26 protein-coding genes and 1 riboswitch are annotated in these 24,191 nt (G+C 71.1%); of the genes, 12 read left to right on the plus strand and 14 right to left on the minus strand.

All coding sequences use genetic code 11. The features are described from left to right. Window positions 1-52: 52 nt before the first annotated feature. The gene (locus ABJI51_RS15310; protein ID WP_348951310.1) at window positions 53-1,171 is read right to left on the minus strand and encodes a hypothetical protein; all 1,119 of its coding nucleotides are present in this window, start codon (window positions 1,169-1,171) and stop codon (window positions 53-55) included. A gap of 308 nt (window positions 1,172-1,479) precedes the next feature. Here ABJI51_RS15310 and ABJI51_RS15315 point away from each other — a divergent pair, with 308 nt between their 5' ends. From ABJI51_RS15315 to ABJI51_RS15330, 4 genes are all read left to right on the plus strand, one after another. Then, on the plus strand, window positions 1,480-2,079 hold the full coding sequence (locus ABJI51_RS15315) for a 50S ribosomal protein L25/general stress protein Ctc (protein WP_348951311.1): 600 nt from the start codon (window positions 1,480-1,482) through the stop codon (window positions 2,077-2,079). Between the two features lie 9 nt (window positions 2,080-2,088). Further along, a complete protein-coding gene (gene pth, locus ABJI51_RS15320; RefSeq protein WP_348951313.1) occupies window positions 2,089-2,682 on the plus strand; it encodes an aminoacyl-tRNA hydrolase in 594 nt (197 codons plus the stop codon). 21 nt (window positions 2,683-2,703) lie between these two features. Further along, window positions 2,704-3,021 carry a DivIVA domain-containing protein gene (locus ABJI51_RS15325; RefSeq protein ID WP_348951315.1) on the plus strand — a complete coding sequence of 106 codons (318 nt, stop codon included), beginning with the start codon at window positions 2,704-2,706 and terminating at the stop codon, window positions 3,019-3,021. Between the two features lie 161 nt (window positions 3,022-3,182). Next, window positions 3,183-3,539, plus strand: coding sequence for a DivIVA domain-containing protein (locus ABJI51_RS15330; protein WP_348951878.1), 357 nt, complete (start codon window positions 3,183-3,185; stop codon window positions 3,537-3,539). A 63-nt stretch (window positions 3,540-3,602) separates the two neighbouring features. On the opposite strand, the gene ABJI51_RS15335 is transcribed toward ABJI51_RS15330, so the two are convergent. Then, window positions 3,603-5,291 (minus strand): fatty acyl-AMP ligase, encoded by a 1,689-nt coding sequence (locus ABJI51_RS15335; RefSeq protein ID WP_348951317.1) that lies wholly within the window; start codon window positions 5,289-5,291, stop codon window positions 3,603-3,605. A gap of 212 nt (window positions 5,292-5,503) precedes the next feature. Between ABJI51_RS15335 and ABJI51_RS15340 the strand changes: the two genes are divergently transcribed. Together ABJI51_RS15340 and ABJI51_RS15345 are read left to right on the plus strand one after the other, a co-directional pair. Beyond that, window positions 5,504-5,740 (plus strand): hypothetical protein, encoded by a 237-nt coding sequence (locus ABJI51_RS15340; RefSeq protein ID WP_348951318.1) that lies wholly within the window; start codon window positions 5,504-5,506, stop codon window positions 5,738-5,740. Then, window positions 5,737-6,783, plus strand: coding sequence for a helix-turn-helix domain-containing protein (locus ABJI51_RS15345; RefSeq protein WP_348951319.1), 1,047 nt, complete (start codon window positions 5,737-5,739; stop codon window positions 6,781-6,783). The genes ABJI51_RS15340 and ABJI51_RS15345 overlap by 4 nt, the downstream gene beginning before the upstream one ends. A 354-nt stretch (window positions 6,784-7,137) precedes the next feature. Here the strand turns inward: ABJI51_RS15345 and ABJI51_RS15350 are convergent, their stop codons facing one another. From ABJI51_RS15350 to metG, 10 genes are all read right to left on the minus strand, one after another. Further along, window positions 7,138-7,557, minus strand: coding sequence for a hypothetical protein (locus ABJI51_RS15350; protein WP_348951321.1), 420 nt, complete (start codon window positions 7,555-7,557; stop codon window positions 7,138-7,140). 26 nt (window positions 7,558-7,583) lie between these two features. Next, window positions 7,584-9,347 carry an ABC-F family ATP-binding cassette domain-containing protein gene (locus tag ABJI51_RS15355; RefSeq protein WP_348951323.1) on the minus strand — a complete coding sequence of 588 codons (1,764 nt, stop codon included), beginning with the start codon at window positions 9,345-9,347 and terminating at the stop codon, window positions 7,584-7,586. 4 nt (window positions 9,348-9,351) lie between these two features. Further along, entirely contained in the window at window positions 9,352-9,759 is a 408-nt protein-coding gene (locus ABJI51_RS15360) for an ASCH domain-containing protein (protein ID WP_348951325.1), read from the minus strand. Beyond that, complete coding sequence (locus ABJI51_RS15365; RefSeq protein WP_348951327.1) at window positions 9,756-10,718, minus strand: 4-(cytidine 5'-diphospho)-2-C-methyl-D-erythritol kinase; 963 nt, start codon at window positions 10,716-10,718, stop codon at window positions 9,756-9,758. Before ABJI51_RS15365 ends, ABJI51_RS15360 begins: the two co-directional genes overlap by 4 nt. A gap of 72 nt (window positions 10,719-10,790) precedes the next feature. Next, window positions 10,791-11,804: a methionine ABC transporter ATP-binding protein gene (locus tag ABJI51_RS15370; RefSeq protein ID WP_348951329.1), complete on the minus strand. Its 1,014-nt coding sequence runs from the start codon at window positions 11,802-11,804 to the stop codon at window positions 10,791-10,793. Window positions 11,805-12,014: 210 nt separating this feature from the next. Then, window positions 12,015-12,105: riboswitch (SAM riboswitch) on the minus strand. A 126-nt stretch (window positions 12,106-12,231) separates the two neighbouring features. Then, window positions 12,232-13,071 carry a 16S rRNA (adenine(1518)-N(6)/adenine(1519)-N(6))-dimethyltransferase RsmA gene (gene rsmA, locus ABJI51_RS15375; RefSeq protein ID WP_348951331.1) on the minus strand — a complete coding sequence of 280 codons (840 nt, stop codon included), beginning with the start codon at window positions 13,069-13,071 and terminating at the stop codon, window positions 12,232-12,234. 9 nt (window positions 13,072-13,080) lie between these two features. Continuing rightward, the gene (locus ABJI51_RS15380) at window positions 13,081-13,416 is read right to left on the minus strand and encodes a hypothetical protein (protein ID WP_348951333.1); all 336 of its coding nucleotides are present in this window, start codon (window positions 13,414-13,416) and stop codon (window positions 13,081-13,083) included. Window positions 13,417-13,670: 254 nt separating this feature from the next. After that, a complete protein-coding gene (locus tag ABJI51_RS15385) occupies window positions 13,671-15,098 on the minus strand; it encodes a resuscitation-promoting factor (RefSeq protein ID WP_348951335.1) in 1,428 nt (475 codons plus the stop codon). 209 nt (window positions 15,099-15,307) lie between these two features. After that, window positions 15,308-16,144 (minus strand): TatD family hydrolase, encoded by an 837-nt coding sequence (locus ABJI51_RS15390; protein WP_348951337.1) that lies wholly within the window; start codon window positions 16,142-16,144, stop codon window positions 15,308-15,310. A 10-nt stretch (window positions 16,145-16,154) separates the two neighbouring features. Then, a complete protein-coding gene (metG, locus tag ABJI51_RS15395) occupies window positions 16,155-17,951 on the minus strand; it encodes a methionine--tRNA ligase (RefSeq protein WP_348951339.1) in 1,797 nt (598 codons plus the stop codon). 53 nt (window positions 17,952-18,004) lie between these two features. Here metG and ABJI51_RS15400 point away from each other — a divergent pair, with 53 nt between their 5' ends. From ABJI51_RS15400 to ABJI51_RS15420, 5 genes are all read left to right on the plus strand, one after another. After that, window positions 18,005-18,571: a PadR family transcriptional regulator gene (locus ABJI51_RS15400; RefSeq protein WP_348951341.1), complete on the plus strand. Its 567-nt coding sequence runs from the start codon at window positions 18,005-18,007 to the stop codon at window positions 18,569-18,571. Between the two features lie 81 nt (window positions 18,572-18,652). Next, window positions 18,653-19,630 (plus strand): ATP-binding cassette domain-containing protein, encoded by a 978-nt coding sequence (locus ABJI51_RS15405; protein WP_348951343.1) that lies wholly within the window; start codon window positions 18,653-18,655, stop codon window positions 19,628-19,630. Next, window positions 19,620-20,384: an ABC transporter permease gene (locus ABJI51_RS15410; RefSeq protein WP_348951345.1), complete on the plus strand. Its 765-nt coding sequence runs from the start codon at window positions 19,620-19,622 to the stop codon at window positions 20,382-20,384. The genes ABJI51_RS15405 and ABJI51_RS15410 overlap by 11 nt, the downstream gene beginning before the upstream one ends. A 78-nt stretch (window positions 20,385-20,462) precedes the next feature. After that, on the plus strand, window positions 20,463-21,077 hold the full coding sequence (locus tag ABJI51_RS15415) for a glycoside hydrolase family 25 protein (protein ID WP_348951347.1): 615 nt from the start codon (window positions 20,463-20,465) through the stop codon (window positions 21,075-21,077). 19 nt (window positions 21,078-21,096) lie between these two features. Then, complete coding sequence (locus ABJI51_RS15420) at window positions 21,097-22,338, plus strand: aminodeoxychorismate synthase component I (protein ID WP_348951349.1); 1,242 nt, start codon at window positions 21,097-21,099, stop codon at window positions 22,336-22,338. Here the strand turns inward: ABJI51_RS15420 and ABJI51_RS15425 are convergent. Then, window positions 22,328-22,651 (minus strand): hypothetical protein, encoded by a 324-nt coding sequence (locus tag ABJI51_RS15425; protein WP_348951351.1) that lies wholly within the window; start codon window positions 22,649-22,651, stop codon window positions 22,328-22,330. The two genes, ABJI51_RS15420 and ABJI51_RS15425, sit on opposite strands and share 11 nt — an antisense overlap. 4 nt (window positions 22,652-22,655) lie before the next feature. Further along, the gene (locus ABJI51_RS15430; RefSeq protein ID WP_348951353.1) at window positions 22,656-23,612 is read right to left on the minus strand and encodes a quinone oxidoreductase family protein; all 957 of its coding nucleotides are present in this window, start codon (window positions 23,610-23,612) and stop codon (window positions 22,656-22,658) included. Between the two features lie 42 nt (window positions 23,613-23,654). Here ABJI51_RS15430 and ABJI51_RS15435 point away from each other — a divergent pair, with 42 nt between their 5' ends. Next, a complete protein-coding gene (locus ABJI51_RS15435) occupies window positions 23,655-24,188 on the plus strand; it encodes a QsdR family transcriptional regulator (RefSeq protein ID WP_348951355.1) in 534 nt (177 codons plus the stop codon). The last annotated feature ends 3 nt before the right edge of the window (window positions 24,189-24,191 follow it).

Consider the following 24,191-nt stretch of genomic DNA (forward strand, 5'->3'; position numbering starts at 1 on the left):
GGAAGATCACCTACTTCAACGGAAGCAACACACCTGGGGGTAGGTGTCCAGGTCAGCCGCCCAGCTTCGCGAAGTCCGCCGCCACCTGCTGCTTCACCGCGCCGGCGTCGAGCGCCGCGCGGACCTCCGCCTTGGCGCTGGGCTTGGACAGCACCTGGTAGCTGGCCGTGCGGTTGGGCAGCCGGAACTTCACCGCGCAGGACAGCTTGATCGTCGCGTACGGCTCGGCGTCGGCCTCGGCCGTGCAGGTCTGCGCGCCCAGCGACTCGGCGCTGACCTCGGCGGTGAGGGTGATGTGCACGACGCTCTTCGCGCCCGAGGACGGCGAGCCGACCACGCTGTTGGAGACGTCGACCGTCGTCGTGCAGGAGCCGACGAAGTCCTTGCAGTCGAGCTTGTCGTTGGTGACCACGGCGCTCGCCTGCACCAGCCCTTCGAACGGCTGCCCCAGCCCGCCGACCGCGGCGTCGACGTCGGCGCGGAACGCCTTGAGCGCGTCCCCGCCGAGCGCGGCAACCTGGAATTCGGTGCCGAACTTGGGCCCGGCCTGCGGGTCCAGCAGCGCCGGAGCGAAGCTGACGACGCGGTTCGGCTTGGCCGTGCTCACGCGCAGGACGGTCGGCGCGGTGCCGAGCTGGTAGACCTCGGTGCCGTCCGGCAGCTTCGCCTTGACCGGCTCGCCGAGGCGGTCGAGGCCGGCCAGCGCCTTGCGCAGCCCGTCGGCCAGCGCGGCGGGCGCGAACCGGGCCGCCGGGTCGAAGGGCAGCTCGGAACCGGCAGAGCGCACCCAGCCCGTGCCGAACTGCGTGCCCTCGTCGATCGCGTGCGCCTTCCAGTAGTCCGCGTCGGCCTGCAGGTAGAACTGGCCACCCGCGGCCGTCACCTGGACGACCCGGCCCTCCAGCGGCAGCCCGCCGATCGCGGTGCCGCCGCGGGTGACCCGGAACTGCTGCTCGGTGCCGTTGACCGTGGCCTTGAGCGCCACCGCGGGCGCCTGGCCCAGCGCGGTCAGGGCGGCGTCGACGGCGGCGCGCTGCTCGGCCCGCCGCTCGGCCGTCTGCCGGTCGGCCGCGGAGACGCCGGCGGTGCCGGGGACCGCCGCCTGGCAGCCGGCGAGCAGCCCGCCCAGCAGCAGCACCGCCGCCGCCACCGTGCTCCGTCGAGACCGCATGCCCGCCCCCTGCTTCTCCGCCGCGTGGACCGCCACCGGATTCGCGTCGGCACGCGCCGGGGTTCAGGAGGGTTCTAGCCTGGGCCGGGCACCCGCCGCAACCCACCGTGATGAGGTTGGTTTACACTTCTTGGGTTGTCTCGGCGAGGCGGGGCCCTGCAGGGGTGCCCGGCGTGATCGACGCGGCGGCTCGAGTAGCCCCCGTCGTCGTGCACGCCCGGAAACTCGCCGCCGTAGCAGCCGCCTGAGTTGAAAACCGGCTTTCCCCCGCCGCCGCATGCTGTCTTGATTCGAAGGAGTGCCACACCGTGTCCGAGGTACGTCTGTCCGTCGAGCCGCGCACCGAGTTCGGCAAGGGCGCCGCGCGCCGCACGCGTCGCGCCGGCAAGATCCCCGCCGTCCTCTACGGCCACGGGTCGGACCCGCGGCACTTCGCGCTGCCGGCCATCGAGTTCGCCCGCGTCGTCCGCGAAAACGGCTCGAACGCCGTCATCACCCTGGACCTGGAGGGCGCCAGCGAGCTGGCCCTGACCAAGACCATCGTGGTGCACCCGCTGAAGAACTACATCGAGCACGTCGACCTGCTGGTCGTCAAGCGCGGCGAGAAGGTCACCGTCGACGTCCCGGTCGTCGTCTCCGGCACCCCGGCGCCGGGCACCCTGGTGAACCAGGACCTCGACACCATCCAGATCGAGGTCGAGGCGCTGCACATCCCGGAGCAGGTCGAGATCTCCGTCGAGGGCGCCGAGCTGGGCACCCAGATCACCGCCGCGGACGTCACCCTGCCGCAGGGCGCGACCCTGGTCACCGACGGCGAGGCGCTGGTCGTCGTCGTCAACGAGCCGCAGCGTGAAGAGACCGGCGACGAGGCCGCCGAGGGCGAAGAGTCCGCCGAGTCGGCCGAATAACATCACCGCATGACCGAAGACGTGCCGGGGGCCGGCGAGCTGATCCTGCTCGCCGGCCTCGGCAATCCCGGACCCCAGTACGCCGGAAACCGGCACAACGTCGGGTTCATGGTGCTGGACGAACTCGCCGCCCGCGCCGGCGGCAAGTTCAAGGCGCACAAGACCGGCGGCGAAGTGCTCGAAGGCAGGCTGGCCGGCCGCCGCGTCGTGCTGGTGAAGCCGCGGTCGTACATGAACCTCTCCGGCGGCCCGGTGGCCGGCGCCGCGAAGTTCTACAAGGTGCCGCCGTCGGGCATCGTGGTCGTGCACGACGAGCTGGACGTCGACTTCGGCGCGCTGAAGCTGAAGTTCGGCGGCGGCGACAACGGCCACAACGGACTCCGCTCGATCACGAAGTCGCTCGGCACCCGCGACTACTACCGGGTGCGGTTCGGCATCGGCCGCCCGCCCGGCCGCCAGGACCCGGCGGACTTCGTGCTGAAGGACTTTTCGACGGTCGAGCGCAAGGAGCTCCCGTTCGAGGTCGACCGGTGCGCGGACGCGACCGAGGCGCTGATCGGCACCGGCCTCGCGGCCGCGCAGAACTCCTTCCACGCGGGCTGACATGGGTGGCAAGGTGAAGCCATGACCCCTGACGACGTCCGGGCGATCGCGTTCGGCAAGCCCCGGTTCGGCCGTCGCGGCTACAACGAGGACGAAGTGGACGCGTTCCTCGACCTCATCGCGGAGGCGCTGGCCGGGCGGAACATCCTCACCCCCGACGACATCCACTACGTCGAGTTCACGATCATGCCGATCGGCATGCGCTCCTACGACCAGGCGCAGGTCGACCTGTTCCTGGACGAGGCGGAGGCGGCGCTCGTGGAGCTGCGCAATCCGCGTCCGCCTGCCGAGGAGGAGGTGCCCCCGCCGGGGCGCCGGAAGTGGTTCGGCCGCGCCTGAGCGTGTGAACCCGGCCACACAGCGCTGGGTAGCGCGCTCTCACTCGATGGCGGGCGGGGCGGCGCACTGAGGGGTGAGCTTGCGGGCCGACCCTTCCGGGGGACCCCGTTCTGGGGTTAGGACGGATGCGGAGCATCGCCAACCCCGAATCGGAGAGTTCCATGTCGTTCACCGCCGAAGACCTCGCCGAGGTCACCTTCGGTAACGCCCCGATCGGCCGCCGTGGCTACGCGAAGCACGAGGTCGACGCGTTCGTCCGGCGGATCGCCAAGACGTTCGCCGACGAGGACGACCTGACGGCCGCCGAAGTGCACCACGTGATGTTCGCGAAGCCGCTGATCGGCAAGCGCGGCTACGACGAGCGCGAAGTCGACGAGTTCCTCGACGCGGTGGAGGACCAGCTCGCAGCCCGCACGGGCCAGGCCCCGGACCTCCCGGGCGCCCGCAGTTCTTCGGAAGCCACCACCGAACGCGCCGCCCCGCCGACCCTCCGAGCCGAGCGCCTCCAGCAACGCTGAAGCGCCACTTTCACGTGAAAGTGGCGCTCCTCCCGGGAGGCCGCTTTCACGTGAAAGTGCGCGTCAGGCGTCCGCGTTCTTCTTGATCCGGTCCGCGAACTGGGCCGCGGTCGCCGCGCGCTTGACCTTGCCCGACGGCGTCTTCGGCAGGCTGCCTGCCGGGAGCACCACCACCGCGTACGGCCGCATGTCCACCGCGTCGCGGACGCGGGCCGAGACCTGCTTCATCAGGTCCTTCTCCGCCTCCGGGTCGCCCGCCAGCTTCGACTCCACGACCACCGCGAACCGCTCGCGGCGGCTGCCCGCGTCCAGGCGGACCGCCACCGCGTTGCCCGCGCGGACGCCCTCGACCGAGGTGGCCGCGCGCTCGATGTCCGTCGGGTACAGGTTGCGGCCGCCCATGATGATGACGTCCTTGCGGCGGCCGCAGATGACGATCTGGCCGTCCACCAGGTAGCCGAGGTCGCCGGTGTTCAGCCAGCCGTCCGCGTCCTGGGGCGGGACCGGGCCCTCCATCGTCAGGTAGCCCGGCGTCACCGCCTCGCCGCGCAGCCGGATCTCGCCGACCTGCCGGTCGCCGAGCCGCGCACCCGTCTCGTCGACGATCTCCGCTTCCAGCCCGTCCAGCGGACGGCCGAGCAGCGCGAACGACCGGACGCTGTCGGTGCCGCGCCGCGGGTCGCCTTCGGGGACCGGCACCGCGCGGTTCTCCGTCTCCAGCGCGTCCGCCTCGACGACGTCCAGCGTCAGCCCGGTGAACAGCGGCGCGAACGACACCGCGAGCGTCGCTTCCGCCATGCCGTAGGCCGGGAACACGCACTCCGCCGGCATCTTGAACCGCGCACCGGCGTCCACGAACGTCCGGACGGCGGTCTCGTCGATGGGCTCGGCGCCGTTCAGCGCGATCCGCAGCTTCGACAGGTCGTAGGCGTTGTCGTCGTCGACGCGGGCCATCCGGCGCCCGACGATCGCGTACGCGAAGTTCGGCGCCGCCGTCGTCGTGCCGCCGTACTTGGTGATCAGCTGCGGCCAGATCAGCGGCCCGGAGAGGAACTCGACCGGCGTGATCTTGACCAGCTCGACGCCGAAGGTCATCGGCACGGTCAGGAAGCCGACCATCCCCATGTCGTGGAACGTCGGCAGCCAGGACACCATCACGTCGACGTCGAAGTCGAACTCCGCGCGGTCGACCATGGCCTTGACGTTGGAGTACAGGTTCCCGTAGGTGATCCGCACGGCCTTGGGGTCGGCGGTCGACCCGCTGGTCAGCTGCAGCAGCGCGGTGTCGCCCTCGTCGGTGGGGACGACGTTCTCCAGCGGCGATGCGGCGGCGAGGTCGGTGATCAGCTTGAAGCCGATGCCCTTCTCCGCCAGTACCGGCGCCAGCTGGTCGAACGGCTCGCCCAGCAGCACGAGGTCCGAGCCGATCATCCCGAGCACGCGCACGGTGTCCTCGGCCCACTCGGCGAGGTCGGTGCGCGGGGTCGGCTGGTGCAGCATGGTGACGCTGCCGCCGGCCAGCCACACGGCCTGCACGGTCGGCGCGATCAGCACCGGCGCCGCGGCCAGCACCGCGACGGCGCCTCCGCGCTCGAACCCGCCGGCCACCAGACCCCCGGCGATCCGCCGGGCTTCGGCGTGCACCTCGGCCCAGGTCCGCCGGAGGGGTTCCTTCGGTTCCCCGGTGACCATGCCCCGCTGCTGCCCACGCCCGGTCGCGGTGGCGACGAGCGTGTCCACGAACCTGCTCATGGCCCGAACATTACTGGGACGCCGTCCCCGCCCGCGTGCCAACGCGGGAATACACAGGTGTTCCGGCTGTTGCACGCACCGGTTCCGTTCTGCAACACCGCGCAACGCACGAAATCGCAACGGCCGCCGTCTTCCCCCGCCCCTCGCCGGGACCGCACGATCGCTGCAGGACGCCGGCCCCGAGAGCCGGCGCGCAACCTGGGGAGGTTCCCATGTCCGTCCACCCGCCCGTCCGCCGACGGCTGTCCGGCCTGTGCTCCGGTTCGGCGGACCGGATCGTGCTGCTCGTGGTCGTGTTCGTCTTCGCCGCGGCGCTCCTGCTCGCCGGGCACGCCCCGGACGCCGTCCTCGCGTTCGTCGGCTCGCTGGGCCTGGTCACGACGACCCTCGCCGACAAGCTCCTGCCAGTCCGTAACACCGGGCCCGCACCGCACGTTGTCCAGCCGTGACGACCGACGAAACCACGGCGGACGAGGCAGGGGAAGCGCTGGCTCGCGAGCTGAAGCGGCTGATCGACGGCAGCGGCCGGTCGTTGCGGACGCTGGGCCGGGACCTCAACGTCTCGGCGTCGACGCTCTCGCGGGCGACGAGCGGGAAGGTCCGCCCCGCGCGGGATCTCGCACTGGCCATCGCCCGCATCGGCGGCGGCGACCCGGAGGTCGTCGAACGGCTCTGGACGGCGGCAGGCGAGGAGAACCGGGTGGTCCTGCCGTCAGGCGGGCCCGAACGCGAGCTGTTGCGCATGACCGCGAGCGCGCTCAACGCCGAACGGCAGCGGCAGGGCCTGTCGCTGGAGAAGCTGGCGAAGACGTCGGGCTGGAGCAAGAGCACCCTGAGCACGCTGCTGCGCGGCGGTCTCGTGCCGGACATGTCGCTGCTGCAGGACGTGCTGCAGGCCATGAACCTGACCGACGCCGAGGTGGGCAACTGGACCGCGCGGTTCGCCCGCGCCGCGGAGAAGGCCCGGCAGGGCGACCCGGCCTGGTCGAAGGCCGACGTCGAGGCGGTCCTGGTCCCGCTGCAGACCCAGTTCCGGCGGTGGCGGCGCGCGCTCGCCGCCGTCGCCGTGCTGGCGGCGGCCGGGCTGGTCACCGGCGGGCTGGCCCTCTGGTCGGCGGCGAACATCCCACCGCCGCGCGAGCCCGGGCCGGCCACCACCGTCACCGTCGGCACCCCGGTGCCCCCGGGCCCGAAGACGGCGAAGGTGGACGTCGGTCTCGCGGGCGAGCTGGCGTCGGTGTTCGAGCAGCCGCGCACGGACGCGAAGGTCACCTCGACGGTCCGGTCGTCGACGTGGGTGGAACTGACCTGCCAGGTCGTCACCGGCACGGAGTTCACCGACCCGGGCCTGCTCGCCAAGGACCGGGCGACGAGCACGAAGACGTGGCTGAAGATCGCCGTGCACGGCCGGGATCTCGGGTACGTGCCGAGCATCTACCTCGTCCCGTACGAGAACGAACGCCCGGTGCTGCCGCCGCCCGCGTGCCCCTAAGGTCAGGGCGCTCCTTCGTTCCGCGCCGCCCGGATCACCCGCCCAGTCGGATCCAGCGCACCCGGATCACGCAGACGATCGGTGAGCAAGAAACCCGGCAGCTCCACCCCGTGCTCCGCGGCGAGCCGGAAGGTGCCGCCGAACGCCCGATGCTGCCCCCGCCCACGTGCCCCTAGAGTCAGGACGCTCCTTCGTTCCGCGCCGCCCGGACCACCCGCCCAGTCGGATCCAGCGCACCCGGATCACGCAGACGATCGGTGAGCAAGAAACCCGGCAGCTCCACCCCGTGCTCTTCGGCGAGCCGGAAGGTGCCGCCGAACGCCCGATGCTGCCCCCGCCCACGTGCCCCTAGAGTCAGGACGCTCCTTCGTTCCGCGCCGCCCGGACCACCCGCCCGGTCGGATCCAGCGCACCCGGATCGCGCAGACGATCGGTGAGCAGGAAGCCCGGCAGCTCCACCCCGTGCTCTTCGGTGAGCCGGAAGGTGCCGCCGAGCGCGGCGGGGTCCCAGCCGAGAGCGAGCGCGTGCTCGACGAGGCTCCGGACGTCGGCAGGCTCGGGGTAGGAGCCGTCCGTCGCGGCCGGGGTCCAGCCCATGCTCGTGGCCTTCGAAAGCAGGTCGGCCTCCAGGGCGCGGCCGGTCTTCCCGGCACCCCAGACCCGCACCCGGATACAGCGATGGAGGTCGACGCCGTCGCCGGCGACCTGACCGATCGTGGCTCGCCACGTGTAGGTCCGCTCCCCGATGCGGAGCGTCCGCAGCCTCGTCCGCACCGCACCACCCTAACGCCGCCCGGCGCTCACTCCAGCAGCTCGGAGGTCTCCAGCCAGCGGCCTTCGACGTCCTCGATCTCGCCCTGGACGCCCTTCAGCTCGGCGTTGAGCTCCATCAGCTTCGCCGGGTCGGTCGCCGCCTCCAGCAGGGCCGCGTGGAGCTTCTCCTCCTTGGCGTGCAGCTGGTCGAGCTTGCGTTCCAGCCTGCCCAGTTCCTTCTGCGCCGCCCGCAGGTCCGCCGCCGACTTCTTCGCCTCCACCTTCTCCGCCGACGGTGCCGGGCCGGACACCGCCTGCGCCGACGCGCGCCGGTTCAGGTACTCCTCGATGCCGCCCGGGAGGTGGGTGACGCGGCCGTCGCCGAACAGGGCGACCACCGTGTCGCAGACGCGCTCCACCAGGTAGCGGTCGTGCGAAACCACGACCATCGTGCCCGGCCAGCCGTCGAGGAGGTCCTCCAGCTGCTGCAGGGTGTCGATGTCGAGGTCGTTCGTCGGCTCGTCGAGCAGCAGCACGTTCGGCTCGGCCATGAGCAGCCGGCACAGCTGCAGCCGCCGCCGCTCGCCGCCGGAGAGGTCGCCGACCGGCGTCCACTGGCGGGCCGCCGGGAAGCCGAGCTTCTCGCCCAGCTGCGACGCCGTCAGCTCCTGCTTGCCGAACACCACGCGCCCGGCCACCTGCTCGATCGCCTGCAGCACGCGCAGGTCGCCGGGCAGGTCGTCGAGTTCCTGGCGCAGGTGCGCCAGCGCGACCGTCTTGCCCTCGATCCGCCGCCCTGTCGACGGCTCGACGTCCCCGCCGAGCAGCTTGAGCAGCGACGTCTTGCCGGAGCCGTTGACCCCGACCAGGCCGATCCGGTCGCCCGGCCCGATCCGCCAGGTGACGTGGTCGAGCAGCGTGCGCTCCCCCACCGCGTACGTCGCGTCCTCCAGCTCCAGGACGGTCTTGCCGAGACGCCGCTTCGCGAACGCCTGCAGCTCGACGGAGTCCCGCGGCGGCGGGACGTCGGCGATCAGCGCTTCGGCCGCCTCGACCCGGTAACGCGGCTTCGACGAGCGCGCCTGCGGGCCGCGGCGCAGCCACGCCAGCTCCTTGCGGGCCAGGTTCTGCCGCTTCTCCTCGGCCGTCGCGGCCAGCCGCGCCCGCTCGGCGCGCGCGAAGATCCAGTCGGCGTAACCGCCTTCGTACTGCTCGACGCGGCCGTTCGCGACCTCCCACGTCAGCGTCGCGACGGTGTCGAGGAACCACCGGTCGTGGGTGACGACCACGACCGCGACCCGGCGGGCCAGCAGGTGGTCGGCGAGCCAGCGGACACCCTCGACGTCGAGGTGGTTGGTCGGCTCGTCGAGCACGATCAGGTCGAGTTCGCCGGTCAGCGCGGCGGCCAGGGAGACCCGGCGCCGCTCGCCGCCGGAGAGGTTCGCGGTGGGCGTCTCCAGCCCGATCGCGGTGATCCCCAGCCCGTCCACAATGGATCGGACGCGGGCGTCGGCGGCCCATTCGTGCTCGGCGCCGTAGCGTTCGAGCACGACGTCGCCGACCGTGCTGCCGTCGGGCAGCTCGGTGCGCTGGGTGACCACGGCCATCCGCAGGTCGCGAACATGGCTCACCCGCCCGGAATCCGGCTCGGTGAGTCCGGAAAGGACTTCCAGCAGGGTGGTCTTGCCCCCGCCGTTGAGGCCGACGACGCCGATACGCTGCCCGGCCGCGACGCCGAGCGACACGCCGTCCAGCAGCGGGCGCACCCCGTACGACTTGCTCACCGCCTCGAGATTGACCAGGTTGGCCATCCGCTCAGCCGATCCTCTCTGTTACGACGAACCGGGTCGCCACGACCATGGTCGTGTCGTCCACGGTGAATTCCGGATTGCCCAGCGCGGCGCGCATTTCGGCGCTCTGCCAGAACTTCGTGTGCTCGGCGCGCCACTCCGCGACGGTCGTGAAGCCCTCGCCCTCGCCGACGGCGTGCTGAAGGTCCACTTCGGACAGTGGAAGGACGCGCACCCCGGTGGTCTCGATGACCGCGACCCCGTCGCCTGCCGAGTCGAGCACCAGCTCCCGCTCCCCCACGAACGGCAACGCTTCGCCGTCCTGCTCGTATTCCACGAGCAGCGCGGACGTCGTCGTCTTCTCCCCGGCCAGGATCGCCGCGACGAGCTTGTCGCGCAGCGGGCCGGGGAAGGCGAACTCGGCGTGCTTCATGCGTGCACCCGCGGCGGCGCCGGGCGCGGCGCGTCGTCCCCGCCGACCACCCGGGCGCCGGGGACCGGGCCGTGCGCCACGCGGACCGTCCGGCACACGCCGGCGCCGGACAGCTCGGCCGCGACCTCCACCGCCGACTGCGCGTCCTCGCAGAGGAACGCGCACGTCGGGCCGGACCCGGAGACCGTGCCCGCGAGCGCACCGGCGTTCACGCCCGCCCGCAGCGTGCGGCGCAGGTCCGGACGCAGCGAAACCGCGGCGGCCTGGAGGTCGTTGCCCAGCAGCAGGGCCAGCTGCCGCGGGTCGCCGGAGGCCAGCGCCTCGACGACCGGGGTGTGCGAACCGATCCGGGGCGGGTTGCCCGCCGCGCGCAGGCGGTCCAGCTCCTTGAACACCTTCGGCGTCGACAGGCCTTCGGAGTCGAAGGCCAGCACCCAGTGGAAGGTGTGCCGCGACAGCACCGGCACGAGGTGCTCGCCGCGGCCGGTGCCGAGCGCGGTGCCGCCGTAGAGGGCGAACGGGACGTCGCTGCCGAGCCCGGCGGCGATCTCGGCCAGCTCGTCGCGCGTGACGTCCAGGTTCCACAGGCTCGCCAGCCCGACCAGCGTCGCGGCGGCGTCGGCACTGCCGCCCGCCATGCCCCCGGCGACCGGGATGCCCTTGCGCAGCACCACGCGCACCTTCGGCTCCCCGGTGCGGCCGACGTGCGCGGCGAGCGCTTCGACGGCACGCCAGGCCAGGTTTTCGCGGCCGGTCGGGACCGAGCCCTCCCCTTCGCCGTAGACCTCGATGCCGGGCTCTTCGGTGACCGCGACGGTCACCTCGTCGGTCAGCGACAGCGCCTGGAACACGGTGACCAGCTCGTGGTAACCGTCTTCGCGCAGGTCGTCGACCGAAAGGTGCAGGTTGACCTTGGCCGGAACCCGGACGGTGACTGGGGGCGGAACTACGGCGAGCACCCGACCAGCCTACGTGCCCGCGAAAACGCCCCGATGCGAAGTTGCGCATCGGGGCGTTTCCGGGGTCCGGGATCAGGCGGCCGCGACGCCCTGGGGACCGCGGGCGGTGTGCGTGACGTGACCGCCGCGCTCGGCGACCCAGGCCAGCGCCGCGTCGGCGCGCTCGCCGCGGACGCCGAGGCGGAAGCGGCCGACCGGGGTGTCGCCGATGCGGGTCAGCCCGCCGCCGATGGTGGCGAACTCGACGTCGAAGCGGCCCGCGGCCTCCGGCAGCAGCGCACCCACCGACGCGAAGCCGACCAGGACGACGTCGACCGACCGGTCGTAGCGCGCCGACTGGGAGCGGGACGTCTCGATGGCGGGCAGCAGCGCCTGCGCGGTGCGGCTGGACGGGTCGGAGATCAGGTCGAGGACCGTGCCGCGCTCGACGACCGTGCCGTCCTCGAGCACCGCGACGTCGTCGCAGACGCGGCGGACCACGCCCGCGTCCGGCGTCGTCACCACGACCGTCGTGCCCAGCTCGGAGCGGGCCCGGTCGAGGACGGTCAGCACCGCGCCCGCCTCCTCGGGGTCGACACCGGCGGTCGGGTCGTCGGCCAGCAGCACCGCGGGCGCCGCGGCCAGCGCCTTCGCGATCGAGACACGGCGGAGCTGACCGGCGGTCAGCTCACCGGGGCGCTGCCCGGCGCGCGGGGTCAGGCCGACGAGGTCGAGCAGCGAGCCGACCCGGCTGCGGCGCTGCGGGCCGTCGACGCCGAGCTGCTCCAGCGGAGACGCGATGTTGCCGGCGATGGTGCGCTCGGCGATCAGCTCCGGCTTCGTCGAGACGACGCCGAGCTGACGGCGGATTTCGCGGAGACGGCGGCCGTCGAGCGTGCCGGTGTTGAGGCCGTCGAGGCGGACGACACCGCGGTCGGGGCGCTCCTGCAGGGCGATGCAGCGGGCGAGGACGGACTTGCCCGAGCCGGCGGGACCGACCACGCCGAACAGCGAGCCGGCCTGGACGTCGACACTCACGTCGCGCAGGGCGACGACCGGATTTCCGTTGGCAGCAAAGGATTTGGACAGGTTTTCGACGGTGATCACGAAGGCTCCAGAAAACGGGGCACCGCCCCCATGGGCGCGCCCGGCCGCAAGCGAATGTCCGTCCTCAGTGGACGGTGCAGTGAAGAAGGGTGGACCGACTCGGCAGGCTCAGTTGGAGCGCCGACATGCGGTCACGGAGCGGCGGCCTTCGTCGACGACGCGACGCCGGGTGAGGAGCAGGGGGCGGGCTACCCTCTTCATCGAAAACGGCCTCCATCGGTCCTGGCGGTAGCACCTGCCCTGCGGAGGGTGGTTGCTGCGACTTCGGCGAGCCAGGTCTCTCAGTCGCTCGGGATGGACGTACTGAGTAAAACCGATCCCGAGGAGCGAACGCAAGCGTGTTGGCCCAGATCACACGAGTGGAGGTGTCCGGATCGCGGGATCGCGGGGTGGGACGGCGTATTTTCACCGCCCTTCCACAGTGGAGCTAACGCGCGGCGGCGATCCGCGCGAAGTCGTGCACGCCGAGCTGCTCACCCCGGGTCTTCGGATCGATCCCGGCGGCCGTCAGCAGCTCACCGGCCCGTTCCGCCGAGCCCGCCCAGCCCGCGAGCGCGGCACGCAGTGTCTTCCTGCGCTGTGAGAAGGCGGCGTCCACGAGGGAGAAGAGCGTGTCCCGGTCCCCGGACGCCGGCGTTTCGCCGCGTTCGAAGGCGACGAGCGCGGAATCGACGTTCGGCACCGGCCAGAACACCGAGCGTGGCACGGCGGCGACCTTGCGTGCGGGACCGTAGTAGGCGAGCTTGACGCTGGGGACGCCGTAGATCCGGCTGCCGGGCCCGGCGGCCATCCGGTCGGCGACCTCGGTCTGCACCATGACGAGACCGCTGGTGAGCGAGGGAACCTCGGCGAGCAGGTGCAGCACGACGGGCACGGCGACGTTGTACGGCAGGTTGGCGACGAGCGCGTCCGGCGCACCGGGCAGGTCGTCGTTCGCGACCCGCATGGCGTCGGCCCCGACGACGGTCAGCCGGTCCGCGGCCTCGGGCGCCCGCTCGGCGACGGTCTTCGGCAGCCGTTCGGCGAGCTTGGGATCGATCTCGACGGCGACGACCCGCGCGCCGGTGGCGAGCAGCCCGAGCGTCAGCGACCCGAGCCCGGGCCCGACCTCGAGGACGACGTCGTCCACCCCGACCCCGGCGAGTTCGACGATCCGCCGGACGGTGTTGGGATCGTGCACGAAGTTCTGCCCGAGCTTCTTCGTCGGCCGCACGTCCAGCTCGGCCGCCAGCCCGCGGATCTCGGCAGGTCCCAGCAGTTCAACCACCGCTGGAGCTTACCCAGTGTGGTCCGGCAGCAGCCCGAGGGCGGTGCCGGCGAGGTCACGCACGCGTTGCCAGTCCGGTTCGGTGGTCAGGGCTTCCGCGGTCCACAGGTGCGCGTTCGCCGCGCCGCTCATCCGCGTGAGCAGCCGGTCGAGCTCGGCCAGGACCGGCGCCGCTGCGCCGTGCTCCACGCTCTCGCGGAAGTCGTCGAACTCCAGCGCGAGTTCGTCGGCGGCCCCGGGGACGCCGATCTCGCGCAGCCACGCCTGCTGCCGCTCGGCGGGCCAGGTCAGCCGGACGAGTGCCGCGCGGAAGTCCCGCGCCTGGTTCCGCTGGTACTGCTCCACGGATCCAGCGTGCCGCGATTCGCGTGCTCGAAGGGGCATCTCGCGTGATTGGGCGGGCATCACGCGTGATTGAAGAGGCATCTCACGTGATTGGGCGGGCATCTCACGTGATTGGGCGGGCATCGGGCTGATGCCCCGGCAATCACGCGTGATGCCCCTCCAGACACGCGTGATGCCCTTCCAGACACGCGTGATGCCCCGCTGGGCACGCGAAACGGCCCCTGCTCGGAAGCAGGGGCCGTTTCGGGAAACCGTCAGGCCTTCTTGCCGCAGACCGGCCAGGCGCTGTAGCTGCCGCCGCGTCCGGCCTTGACCTTCTCGGCGATCGCGATCTGCTGCTCGCGCGATGCCTGGTGCGGGTATGCCGCGTACTCGTCGCCGCCGTAGGCGTCCCACGTGCGCTTGTCGAACTGGAGGCCGCCGTAGTAGCCGTTGCCCGTGTTGATGGACCAGTTGCCGCCCGATTCGCACTGCGCGATGCGGTCCCACGCGGAGCCGTCGCCGACGGCCGGGGTCGGAGCCTGCTTGGTGCCGACGTGGATGATCTTCGGCTTGGCCGGCGTGATGATCTGCTCGGAGATGCTCTCGCGGGCGATCTCCTTGCCGTTCTTCTGCGTGACCTTGTAGGTCACCATCTTCTCGCCGGGCGTGCCCGGGTCCTCGACCTGCGTCTTGCCCTTGGCCAGGTCCGGGTCGTCGACGCGCTGCTCGGGCGGGTCGATGGACTCCTTCTGGACGACCGTCGAGACGCCGGTGCGGCTGATGTGGACCTCGGCGCCGTCGGTCAGCTTGACGTCGAGGCCGCCCTCGGCCTGGTCCTCGGGGCCCAGGGTGAGCTTGTACTCGCCCAGGAACTCCTTCGTCGTGACGGCGGTGGTCTGCACCTTCTTCGGCGCGTTGGCGCCGTCGTACAGCGTGATGTTCTTGAGCGTCTTGATCTCGACGGTGGCGCCCTGCAGGGGCAGCTCGCCGTCCTTCGGCATGGACATCCACGTGCCGGGCTTGTCCATGCCGGCCATGCCGAGCTGGGTCAGCGCGTCGCCGAGGTGGGTCGCGCGGACCCAGGAGGTGTGCTCCGCGCCGTCGACGATCAGCTTCAGCTGGCGGCCGCGCTCGAGCTTGATGACGCCGCCGTCGCCGACCTCGGCCTGCGGCGAGGGGGACAGCGAGTCGTGCTCGCCGACGGACAGGCCCGCGTCCTCGAGCACCTCGCCGACGGTGTCGCCGAACGAGTGCACGGTCTGCTGGTGGCCGTCGACGTCGACGGTGATGCTCTTGTTCATCGCCAGCGCGGCCGCGCCGCCGCCGGCGATGCTGATCATGACGCTGAGGACGGCACCCTTGAGGAAGCGGCGCTTCCAGACCTTGGTGGTCTCGCGGAGGCCCTCGTCCAAGGCCGCACGACGCGCTTCGGGGGAGGCGGTGCGGTCCTCTTCGGCCTCGGCCGGGATGAGCAGCGGCGGCAGGTACGTCGTCTCCGCGTTGATGAGGCGGATCAGCTCGTCGACGTCGACGTCGATCTCGGCCATCATCGCGTCGGCGTCCGGGCCGAGCGCGGCGAGGATGTCCTGCTGCGTGATGTTCGGGTCGTCGGAGAAGTCGAGCTGGCCGTACGCGGTGTCCTCGAATTCGCGGTCGAGGACGGCCGTGGAGCGCGCTCCAGCCTGTCTGCTACCTGTCACCGGGGATCGTTCCCTTTCACGAGACGGCGGTCGGGGGCGCCGTCTCTACGACTGGGCGTGACGTTCGGCAACTGCTGAGTGCAGTACCGAGCGGCACGATCACGGGACAGTAACGGGTCGAGGCGGGTTGCGCAAACACCCCCCGGAGTGTCGTGATCTGGGTCACTCCATCAGGTGGATGATCGGAGAACCCTGATGTCGCAATGCGTTCAACCCGTTGTGACACTGGGGAGTCGGTAGATCCGCTCGGCGGTGGTCCGGACCGCTTCGGCGACTTCGTGGACAGCTTCGCCCCTGAGCGCCGCGAGGTGACGGACGGTGTAGGCGGCGCCGAACGGCTCGTTCGGCCGTCCACGGAACGGATGGGGGGTCAGAAACGGCGCGTCGGTTTCGACGAGGTACTGCCCGGCCGGGCAGAGCCGCGCCGCTTCGTGGAGTCCCTTCGCGTTCTTGAACGTCACGGTGCCCGCGAAGGAAAGGACATACCCCGCGTCGACGCACTGGCGGGCCATTTCCGCGTCCCCGGAAAAACAATGGAAAATTACGGCATTCGGCGCACCCTCTTCGGCCAGGATGCGCAGCACGTCGTCGTGGGCCTCGCGGTCGTGGATCATCAGCGGCTTGCCGAGCCGCTTGGCGAGGTCGATGTGCCAGCGGAACGCCTCCTGCTGGGCGTCGTGCGGCGAGTAGTCCCAGTAGTAGTCGAGGCCGGTCTCGCCGACCGCGACCACGCGCTCGTGCCGGGCCAGCCGTTCCACTTCGGACTTCTCCGCCTCGCCGAACTCCTTGGTCCGGGTCGGGTGGACGGCGACGGCGGCCCACACGCGCGGGTCCCAGGTCGCCGCCTCCGTGGCCCAGCGGGCCGACGCGAGGTCGTCCGCGACCGTGACGACGCGGGCGACGCCGGCGCGCTCGGCGCGGTCGACCATGGCCGTGACATCGGCCGCGGTGACCGCGCCGCACGCGTCGAGATGGGTGTGCGCGTCCACCACCGCCACCGGGAGCCGGTCCGGGACCGGCGGCAGCTCGCGCTTCTCGTCACCCATTCAGTACCTCTTAGTCCTTCATGATCGGCGCCCACTCCGGACCGGTCTCGCCGAGCGCCGGGTCGAGCTTGGTGAACAGCGGCGACGGCTTCTGCAGGGGCCTGCCGACCTCGATCGGGGTGGACTCCCACTTCGCCTGCTCGGCCGCGTAGTCGCCGGTGAGGATCGGGTTGACGCGGCCGTCGATGTCGAGGTCGTCGACCTCCTTCAGCTCCGGCTGGGCGGCCCAGACGCCGGTGCCGCCGAGTGCCTCGTGCACCTTCTGCGCCGAGTGCGGCAGGAACGGCGTCAGCAGCGTGTTGGCGTCCGAGACGACCTGCAGCGCGGTGTGCAGCACGGTGTCGCGCCGCGCCGGGTCGTCCTTGAGCTTCCACGGCTCCTGGTCGGAGATGTACTTGTTCGCCGCGGTGACGACCTTCATCGCCTCGGCCGCCGCCAGCTTGAACCGGGATCGGGCCAGGTGCGCGCCCGCGGTGTCGAACGCCTTGCGCGACAACGCCTTCAGCTCTTCGTCGGCCGCGGTGGGGGCCTCCGGACGCGGGATGGCGCCGACGTTCTTGTGCGCCATCGAGATGGACCGGTTGACCAGGTTGCCCCACTCGTTGGCCAGCTCGAAGTTGGTCCGGCGGACGAACTCGTCCCAGGTGAAGTCGGTGTCCTGGGTCTCCGGGCCGGCGACCGAGATGAAGTACCGCAGCGTGTCCGGGCCGAAGTCGCGCAGGAAGTCCTCGACGTAGATCACGCGCCCGCGCGAGGTCGAGAACTTCGAGCCGCTCATGGTGAGGAACTCGCTGGAGACGATCTCGTCCGGCAGGTGCAGCTTCCCGTACTTGCCGGGCTCGCCGCCCTTGTCGCCCTCGCCGTTGTGGCCGAACAGCAGCGCCGGCCAGATCTGGGCGTGGAAGGTGATGTTGTCCTTGCCCATGAAGTAGTAGGACCGCGCGTCGGCGTTGTTCCACCACTCCTGCCACGCGTCCGGGTTGCCGGAGCGCCGCGCCCACTCGACGCTGGCCGAGAAGTACCCGATCACCGCGTCGAACCAGACGTAGAACCGCTTCAGCGGCTGGTCGCGCCAGCCGTCGAGGGGGATCTTGACGCCCCAGTCGAGGTCGCGGGTGATCGGCCGCGGCCGCATGTCGTCGATGAGGTTCTTGGTGAAGTTGAGGACGTTCGGGCGCCAGTCGGTCTTGGTGCCCAGCCAGTCGCCGAGGGTCTTGGTGAACGCCGGCAGGTCGAGGAAGTAGTGCTCGGTCTCGACGAACTTCGGCGTCTCGCCGTTGATCCGCGACCGCGGGTTGATCAGCTCCGCGGCGTCGAGCTGGTTGCCGCAGTTGTCGCACTGGTCGCCGCGCGCGCCGTCGTACCCGCAGATCGGGCAGGTGCCCTCGACGTAGCGGTCGGGCAGCGTGCGGCCGGTGGACGGGCTGATCGCGCCGCGCGTGGTCTTCGGCACGACGTAGCCGTTGCGGTGCAGCGCCAGGAAGATCTGCTGCGTGACCTCGGCGTGGTTGCCGGTCGTGGTCCGGGTGAACAGGTCGTAGGACAGCCCGAGGCCCTGCAGGTCGTGCCCGATCTGCCGGGTGTACTTGTCGGCGGTCTGCTGGGAGGTGAGGCCTTCCTTGTCGGCCTGGACGGTGATCGGCGTGCCGTGCTCGTCGGTCCCGGACACCATGAGCACCCGGTTGCCGGCCATTCGCTGGTAGCGGGAGAAGACGTCCGACGGGACGCCGAATCCGGACACGTGGCCGATGTGGCGGGGGCCGTTGGCGTAGGGCCAGGCCACCGCGGTCAACACAGGGGTGCTCATACCTTATTAGCCTACGGAGGGCGTCACGCGCTTTGTCGGGAGGGAGGTCCGGGTTGTCGGCGACACGGCTGCTCGTGCTCGGGGTCGTGCGGATGTACGGCCGCGCGCACGGCTACCAGGTGCGGCGCGAGCTGCTGACCTGGTCGGCGGACAAGTGGGCCAGTGTCCAGCCCGGGTCGATCTACCACGCGCTGAAGAAGATGGCCGCCGAGGACCTGCTGGAGCAGGTCGAGGTCGAGCCGGGCGAGAGCGGCCCGGACCGCGTCGCGTACCGCATCACGAAGGAAGGCGACCAGGAGTTCCACCTGCTGCTGGCGAAGGCGCTGTCCGAACCCACCGCCACCGCCGCCGAGGTGGCCGCCGGCGTTTCGTTCCTGACCGCGCTGCCCCGGCAGCGCGCGATCAGCCTGCTCGAACACCGGCTCGTCGTCCTCGAGTCCGAGGAGCGCAGCGCGAGCCTGATGATCAGGGACACCGCGCACTGGGAGAAGGCCGAGCACGTCGCCGAGCTGTTCCGGCTGTGGTCGGCGCAGGCGCGCACCGGCCTGGAGTGGACCCGCTCGCTGATCGAGCGGCTGACGGCGGGGGAGTACGAGATGGCCGACGACCCGTCCCGGTAATCAAACTTGACTAGCGCACGATGACTCGGGCATAGTCTCGGCCTCACTAGTCAAGTTTGACTACCGTGGAGAGGGGTTCCCATGATCACGGCACGCGGTCTCGAGCGGCGGTTCCGCCGCAAGGGCCGCAACGGGGGAGAAGTACACGCGGTGAAGGGCGTCGACCTCGACGTCGAAGCGGGCGAGCTGGTCGGTTTCCTCGGGCCCAACGGCGCCGGGAAGACGACCACCCTGCGCATGCTGACCACGCTGCTCAGGCCGACCGCGGGCACCGCGACCGTCGGCGGCTGCGACCTGCTGACCGACCCGCTGGGCGTGCGCAGGCGCATCGGCTACGTCGCGCAGGGCGGCGGCACGGCACCGGAGACCAAGGTCGCCGACGAGCTGGAGCTGCAGGGACGGCTCTACCGGCTGAGCAAGGCCGACGCGCTCGCGCGCGGCGCCGAGCTGGCCGAGCAGCTCGACCTGACCGGACTGGACCAGCGGCTGACCAAGACGCTGTCCGGCGGGCAGCGGCGGCGCCTGGACATCGCGCTCGGGCTGATCCACTCGCCCGGCCTGGTGTTCCTCGACGAGCCGTCGACCGGGCTGGACCCGCAGAGCCGCGCCAACCTGTGGGAGCACATCCGGCGGCTGCGCGCCGAGCGGGGCGTCACGGTCTTCCTGACGACCCACTACCTCGACGAGGCGGACGCGCTGTCGGACCGGCTGATCGTGATCGACGACGGCCGGATCGTGGCCGAAGGCACGCCGGACGCGCTCAAGGCACGGGTCAACGGCGACCGCGTCGAGGTGGGCGTCGAGCCGGCGCAGGCCGCCGACGCCGCGGAGATCGCGGGACGGCTCGCGGGCGCCCGTGAGCTGTCGGTCGACGGCGGGACGGTCCGGTTCCGCGTGCCGCGCGGCGACGTCGCCCTGCCGGAGTTGCTGCGCGCGCTCGACGCGAAGGACATCGCGATGCTGTCGGTCCAGGTGCACCGGCCCACGCTCGACGACGTTTTCCTGACGCTGACCGGCCGTTCCCTGCGGGAAGCGGAGGAGGGCACCCGTGCTGCTTGACACCTGGCTGATCTTCCGCCGCGAGATGGCCGCGGCGCTGCGCAACCCGACCTGGGTGCTGATCGGGATCATGCAGCCGCTGCTGTACCTGTTCCTGTTCGGGCCGCTGATGGTCCGGGCGGTGCAGGCACAGGGCATGTCCGAAGTGGACGGCTGGATGCTGCTCACCCCGGCGCTGATCGCCCAGCTGGCGCTGTTCGGCAGCTCGTTCGTCGGCTTCGGGCTGCTGGCCGAGTTCCGCTCCGGCGTCGTCGAGCGGTTCCGGGTGACGCCGGTCAGCCGCACGGCGCTGCTGCTGGGCAAGGTGCTGGCCAACGCGCTGCAGGCGATGGTCCAGGCGGTGCTGATCATCGCGCTGGCGTACCTGGCGTTCGACCTGGACGCGCCGGTCGGCGGCGTGCTGCTGAGCCTGGTCGTGGTGTTCCTGCTGGCGGTGTCGCTGGCGTCGTGCTCCTACGCGCTGGCGCTGACGCTGAAGAGCGAGGAGAGCTTCCCGGCCCTGCTCAACGCGGTGCTCATCCCGCTGCTGCTGCTCTCCGGGATCCTGCTGCCGATCACCGCGGGCGTCGCGCCGGAGTGGCTGTACACGATTTCCCAGATCAACCCGTTCCGCCACGTGGTCGACGTCGAGCGGAACTCGTTCCGCGGCGACTTCACGATGGACGCGCTGTTCACCGGCGGCGTCGTGGTGCTGGTGATGGCCGTGGTGTCGGTGTGGTGGGGCACCCGCACCTTCCATCGCGAAAACGCCTGATCACCGGCGCGTTTGTCACTGCGGGTCCGCCTCCGGCGACGTATGGTGTGCTCTCCACCGACGTGCCGGGGGCGGACTGTGACGGAGCCGGAGAGCGAACGCGGGATCTCGCTGTCCCACCGCGAACGCGTGTCCGACTGGCACGCCGTCCGCGCGGCGGACACGAAGTTCGTGTCGGTGACGATCAGCGAGAACGTCAACTGGACGAACCTCGAAGCCGAGCACAACCTGGCCGGCGCCCAGCAGGCCGGGCTCCACGCGGGCGGGCGGCACTACGCGCGCCCCGGTGCGGTGCACGACCAGGCGGAGTTCTTCGTGCGCACGGCCAGCAGGCTCGGCGCGTTCGCGCCCGGTTCCCTGGCGCCGGCACTGGAGGTGGCGGCACCGAGCGTCGACGACCGGTTCGTCAAGGCGTGGATCAAGCACGTCCGGCACGCGGCCCGCATCGAGCGTGTCCTGGTGTACGCCGACCACGACTGCTGGGCCCACCGCCTGCACCCGGACCGCTGGGCGGACAGCGAGGTGGTGCTGTGGCTGTCCCGGCACAACGGCATCCCGGGCAGGCCGGGCTGGTTCCACTCCCGGCTCGGCGTCCACCAGCACGCGTGCGCCCCCGGTGTGCCGGGCATCGACGGGCCGGTGGAGCAGAACGCCGTCGTGTACCCGTTCACATTGGGGGATCTTTTGCTGTAGGAGCGGTGACAATGTCGCCATGCGCGTGACGAGCAAGCCACTCCGGACGGACGTGACGCCTTCGCGCGCTTTTTCGGTGCTCGCTCACCACGCTGCTTCGCGCGGCCTGCCCCCGCCGGCGATGCTGTCCGGCGACTGGTTCTCGTCCCAGGCCGTGATCGCACCGTCGCTCACGGTGTCCCCTGGTCCCTTTCCCTCTGTCGAGGAAACCGACGCCCCGCCCGGAGTCATCGGCGGAGGCTGGTTCGGCTACCTGTCCTACGACCTGGCCGACCCGTCGGGCCGGACCGGCTTCCTGCCCGCGTCCGCATGGGGCTGGGCGGACCACGTGCTGCGCTGGTCCGCCTCGGGAACGTGCTACCTGGAGTCCCTCGACGGCGGCGGCCCCTCGGTGTCCGAAATGGAGTCCCTCCTGGCGGCCGACGTTGCCGGTGGTTCGTGGTCGGCGGGGCCGCTGCGGCGTCCGCTGCCCTCGGAGCACCGGGACGCGGTCAAGGCGTGCGTGCACGCAATCGAGGCGGGCGAGCTGTTCCAGGCGAACATCTGCGCACGGTTCACGGGCACGTTCTCGGGTTCCCCTGAGGCATTGTTCGCCGCCGGAGTGCGTTCGCTGTCCCCACGCCGCGCGGCCTTCCTGAGCGGCCCTTGGGGATCGGTGGTCTCGTTCTCACCGGAGCTGTTCCTCGCGCGCCACGGACGTGCGGTGCGCTCGACGCCGATCAAGGGAACCCTCCCCCGCCGCGGCCCGGCCGACGACGGGAACGCCGTGTTGCTGCGGCAGTCCACAAAGGACGTCGCGGAGAACGTGATGATCACGGACCTGGTCCGCAACGACCTAGGCCGGGTGTGCGAGGTGGGCACGGTGACGGTGCCGTCCCTGCTCCAGGTCCGTCCGGCACCGGGGGTCTGGCACCTGGATTCGACGGTGACGGGAGTGTTGCGCCCGTCGGTTTCTTCCGCTGACCTGCTCGACGCGACGTTCCCGCCGGGTTCGGTGACGGGCGCGCCGAAGATCCGCGCACTGGACCTGATCGCGTCCCTGGAACCGTGCGGCCGCGGCGTCTACACGGGAGCGATCGGCCTGCTGTCCCCGGCGGCGGGGCTGGAGCTGAACGTGGCGATCCGGACGTTCGAGATCGCCGCCGGCCGGATTGCGTTGGGCGTCGGCGGCGGGATCACGGCGGATTCGGACCCGGAAGCGGAGTGGCAGGAGTGCCTCCACAAGGCGGCACCCCTGGAACGCCTGCTCGCTACTCCGTGACGGCAGCTTCGAGCACTGTCCGGGCGGCGGCCCAGGCGCGTTCGAAGGCGGCGGCCGAGATCTCCTGGACGGGCGCTCCGACCCAGTCTTCGCGCTTCGCCTCGGCCAAGACGCCGAACCGCGTCTCGTAGCTCCGCATCGCGGCGAGGTCGGCGGTGTCCCGCAGGTGCAGCACCTCGGCCAGGGAAGCCGCGGTCACCGGGCAGCCATCGCCGGCCCGCACCTCGACGTGCCGGAGCACGGCGCCGTCGTCAGCGACGTCGTAGTAGCACCACAGGTCTTCCTCGGCGTGGAAGTACCGGAAGTACGCCACGTTCTTACTTGCCGGGGTCGAGCAGGAGCTTGCCGACGGTCTTGCGCGACCGCAGGGCCTCGTGCGCGGCGCGGGCGTCCGACAGGGCGTACACACCGCCGTCGATCGCCTTGAGCTTCTGCTGCTGGACCAGGTCGAACAGCTCGGCGAGAGCGGTCCCGAAGACGTTGCCGGGCAACCGGAAGACGTGCGGCAGCCACATGCCGCTGATGGTGGTGCTGTGCCCGAGCAGGTTCCGCAGTTCGACGGGCTTCGGGTTCTCGCGGCCCGCCATGCCATAGAAGGCAAGCCGCCCGAAGGGAGCGAGCGCGGCAATGCTCTGGTCGGTGGTGGTGCCGCCGACCATGTCGAGCACGACGTCGACCCGGCGGCCGTTGTTGGCCTCGATGAGCGCGGCGGTCATGTCCTCGGCCCGCGAGTCGATCGCGACGTCCGCGCCGAGGTCGAGGGCGAGCTGGCGCTTCTCGTCGCTGCTGGCGGTGGCGATGACGCGGCCGGCGCCCCAGGCTTTGGCGAGCTGAACGGCAACGGTCCCCACCCCACCGGCGGCGGCATGCACGACGACGGACTCGTTCTTTTCGAGGTGGGCGTTCTTCTTGAGCAGGACCCAGGCGGTGGTGCCCTGAACGAGCATGGACAGCGCGGCGAGGTCGTCAACGCCGTCGGGAACGTCGAAGGTGGTGGCTTCGGGCGCGACGGCCTTCTCGGCGTACCCACCCCCACCGTTGAGCAGGGCGACGACCCGCTTGCCGTTGGTGGTCCCCACGACCTCACCCCCGGGAACGAGCGGAAGCTTGCTCGGAGCGAGGTAGGAGTTCTCGGCCTGGTGGGTGTCGGCGTAGTTGACCCCGATGCGGTGGACGTCGATGAGGACCTCGCCGGGGCCGGGCACGGGATCGGGCAGCTCGACGGGGGTGAGCACCTCGGGTCCGCCGAACTCGGTCACCTGCACTGCGCGCATCTGCGTTTCCCTTCCCGCGGTGGTTGTGAGACATTCTGACATATGTCTCACGAGTTCGAACTGGCCCGCGCCTGGTTCCTGTCCGGCCGCCGGGTCGACATGGGCGAACTGGCCGAGGCGCTGTCGATCAGCCGAGCGACGTTGCACCGGCGGGTCGGGTCCCGCGACCGGCTGCTCGGGGAGATCCTGTGGTCGCTTTCGTCCGCTTCGATCACCCGGTTGTGGCCTTCGTGCGTCGGCCGCGGGGCCGCGGGAGTTGCGGACTTCGTGAGCGGATATGTCCGGTTCGCGAACGAGTCGCCGCCTTTTCGGGACTTCCTGCGGCGGGAGCCGGAGCGGGCTCTGCGGTTGTTGACGACACGGGCAAGCGTGTGCCAGCAGCGGACTACGGCCCGACTTTCGGACTTGCTGGCCGGCGAGGTGGCGGCCGGACGGTTGGATCCGCCATTGCCGGTGCCGGACCTGGCCTACCTGCTGGTGCGGATCGGCGAGTCGTTCGTGTACACGGACGTGATCACCGGAGATGCGCCCGACGCAGAGAAGGCGCATGCCGCGGTGACCGCGTTGTTGACCTGACGG

The organism is Amycolatopsis melonis, from assembly GCF_040064235.1.
In the GTDB taxonomy this organism is placed as follows: Bacteria; Actinomycetota; Actinomycetes; order Mycobacteriales; family Pseudonocardiaceae; genus Amycolatopsis; species Amycolatopsis melonis.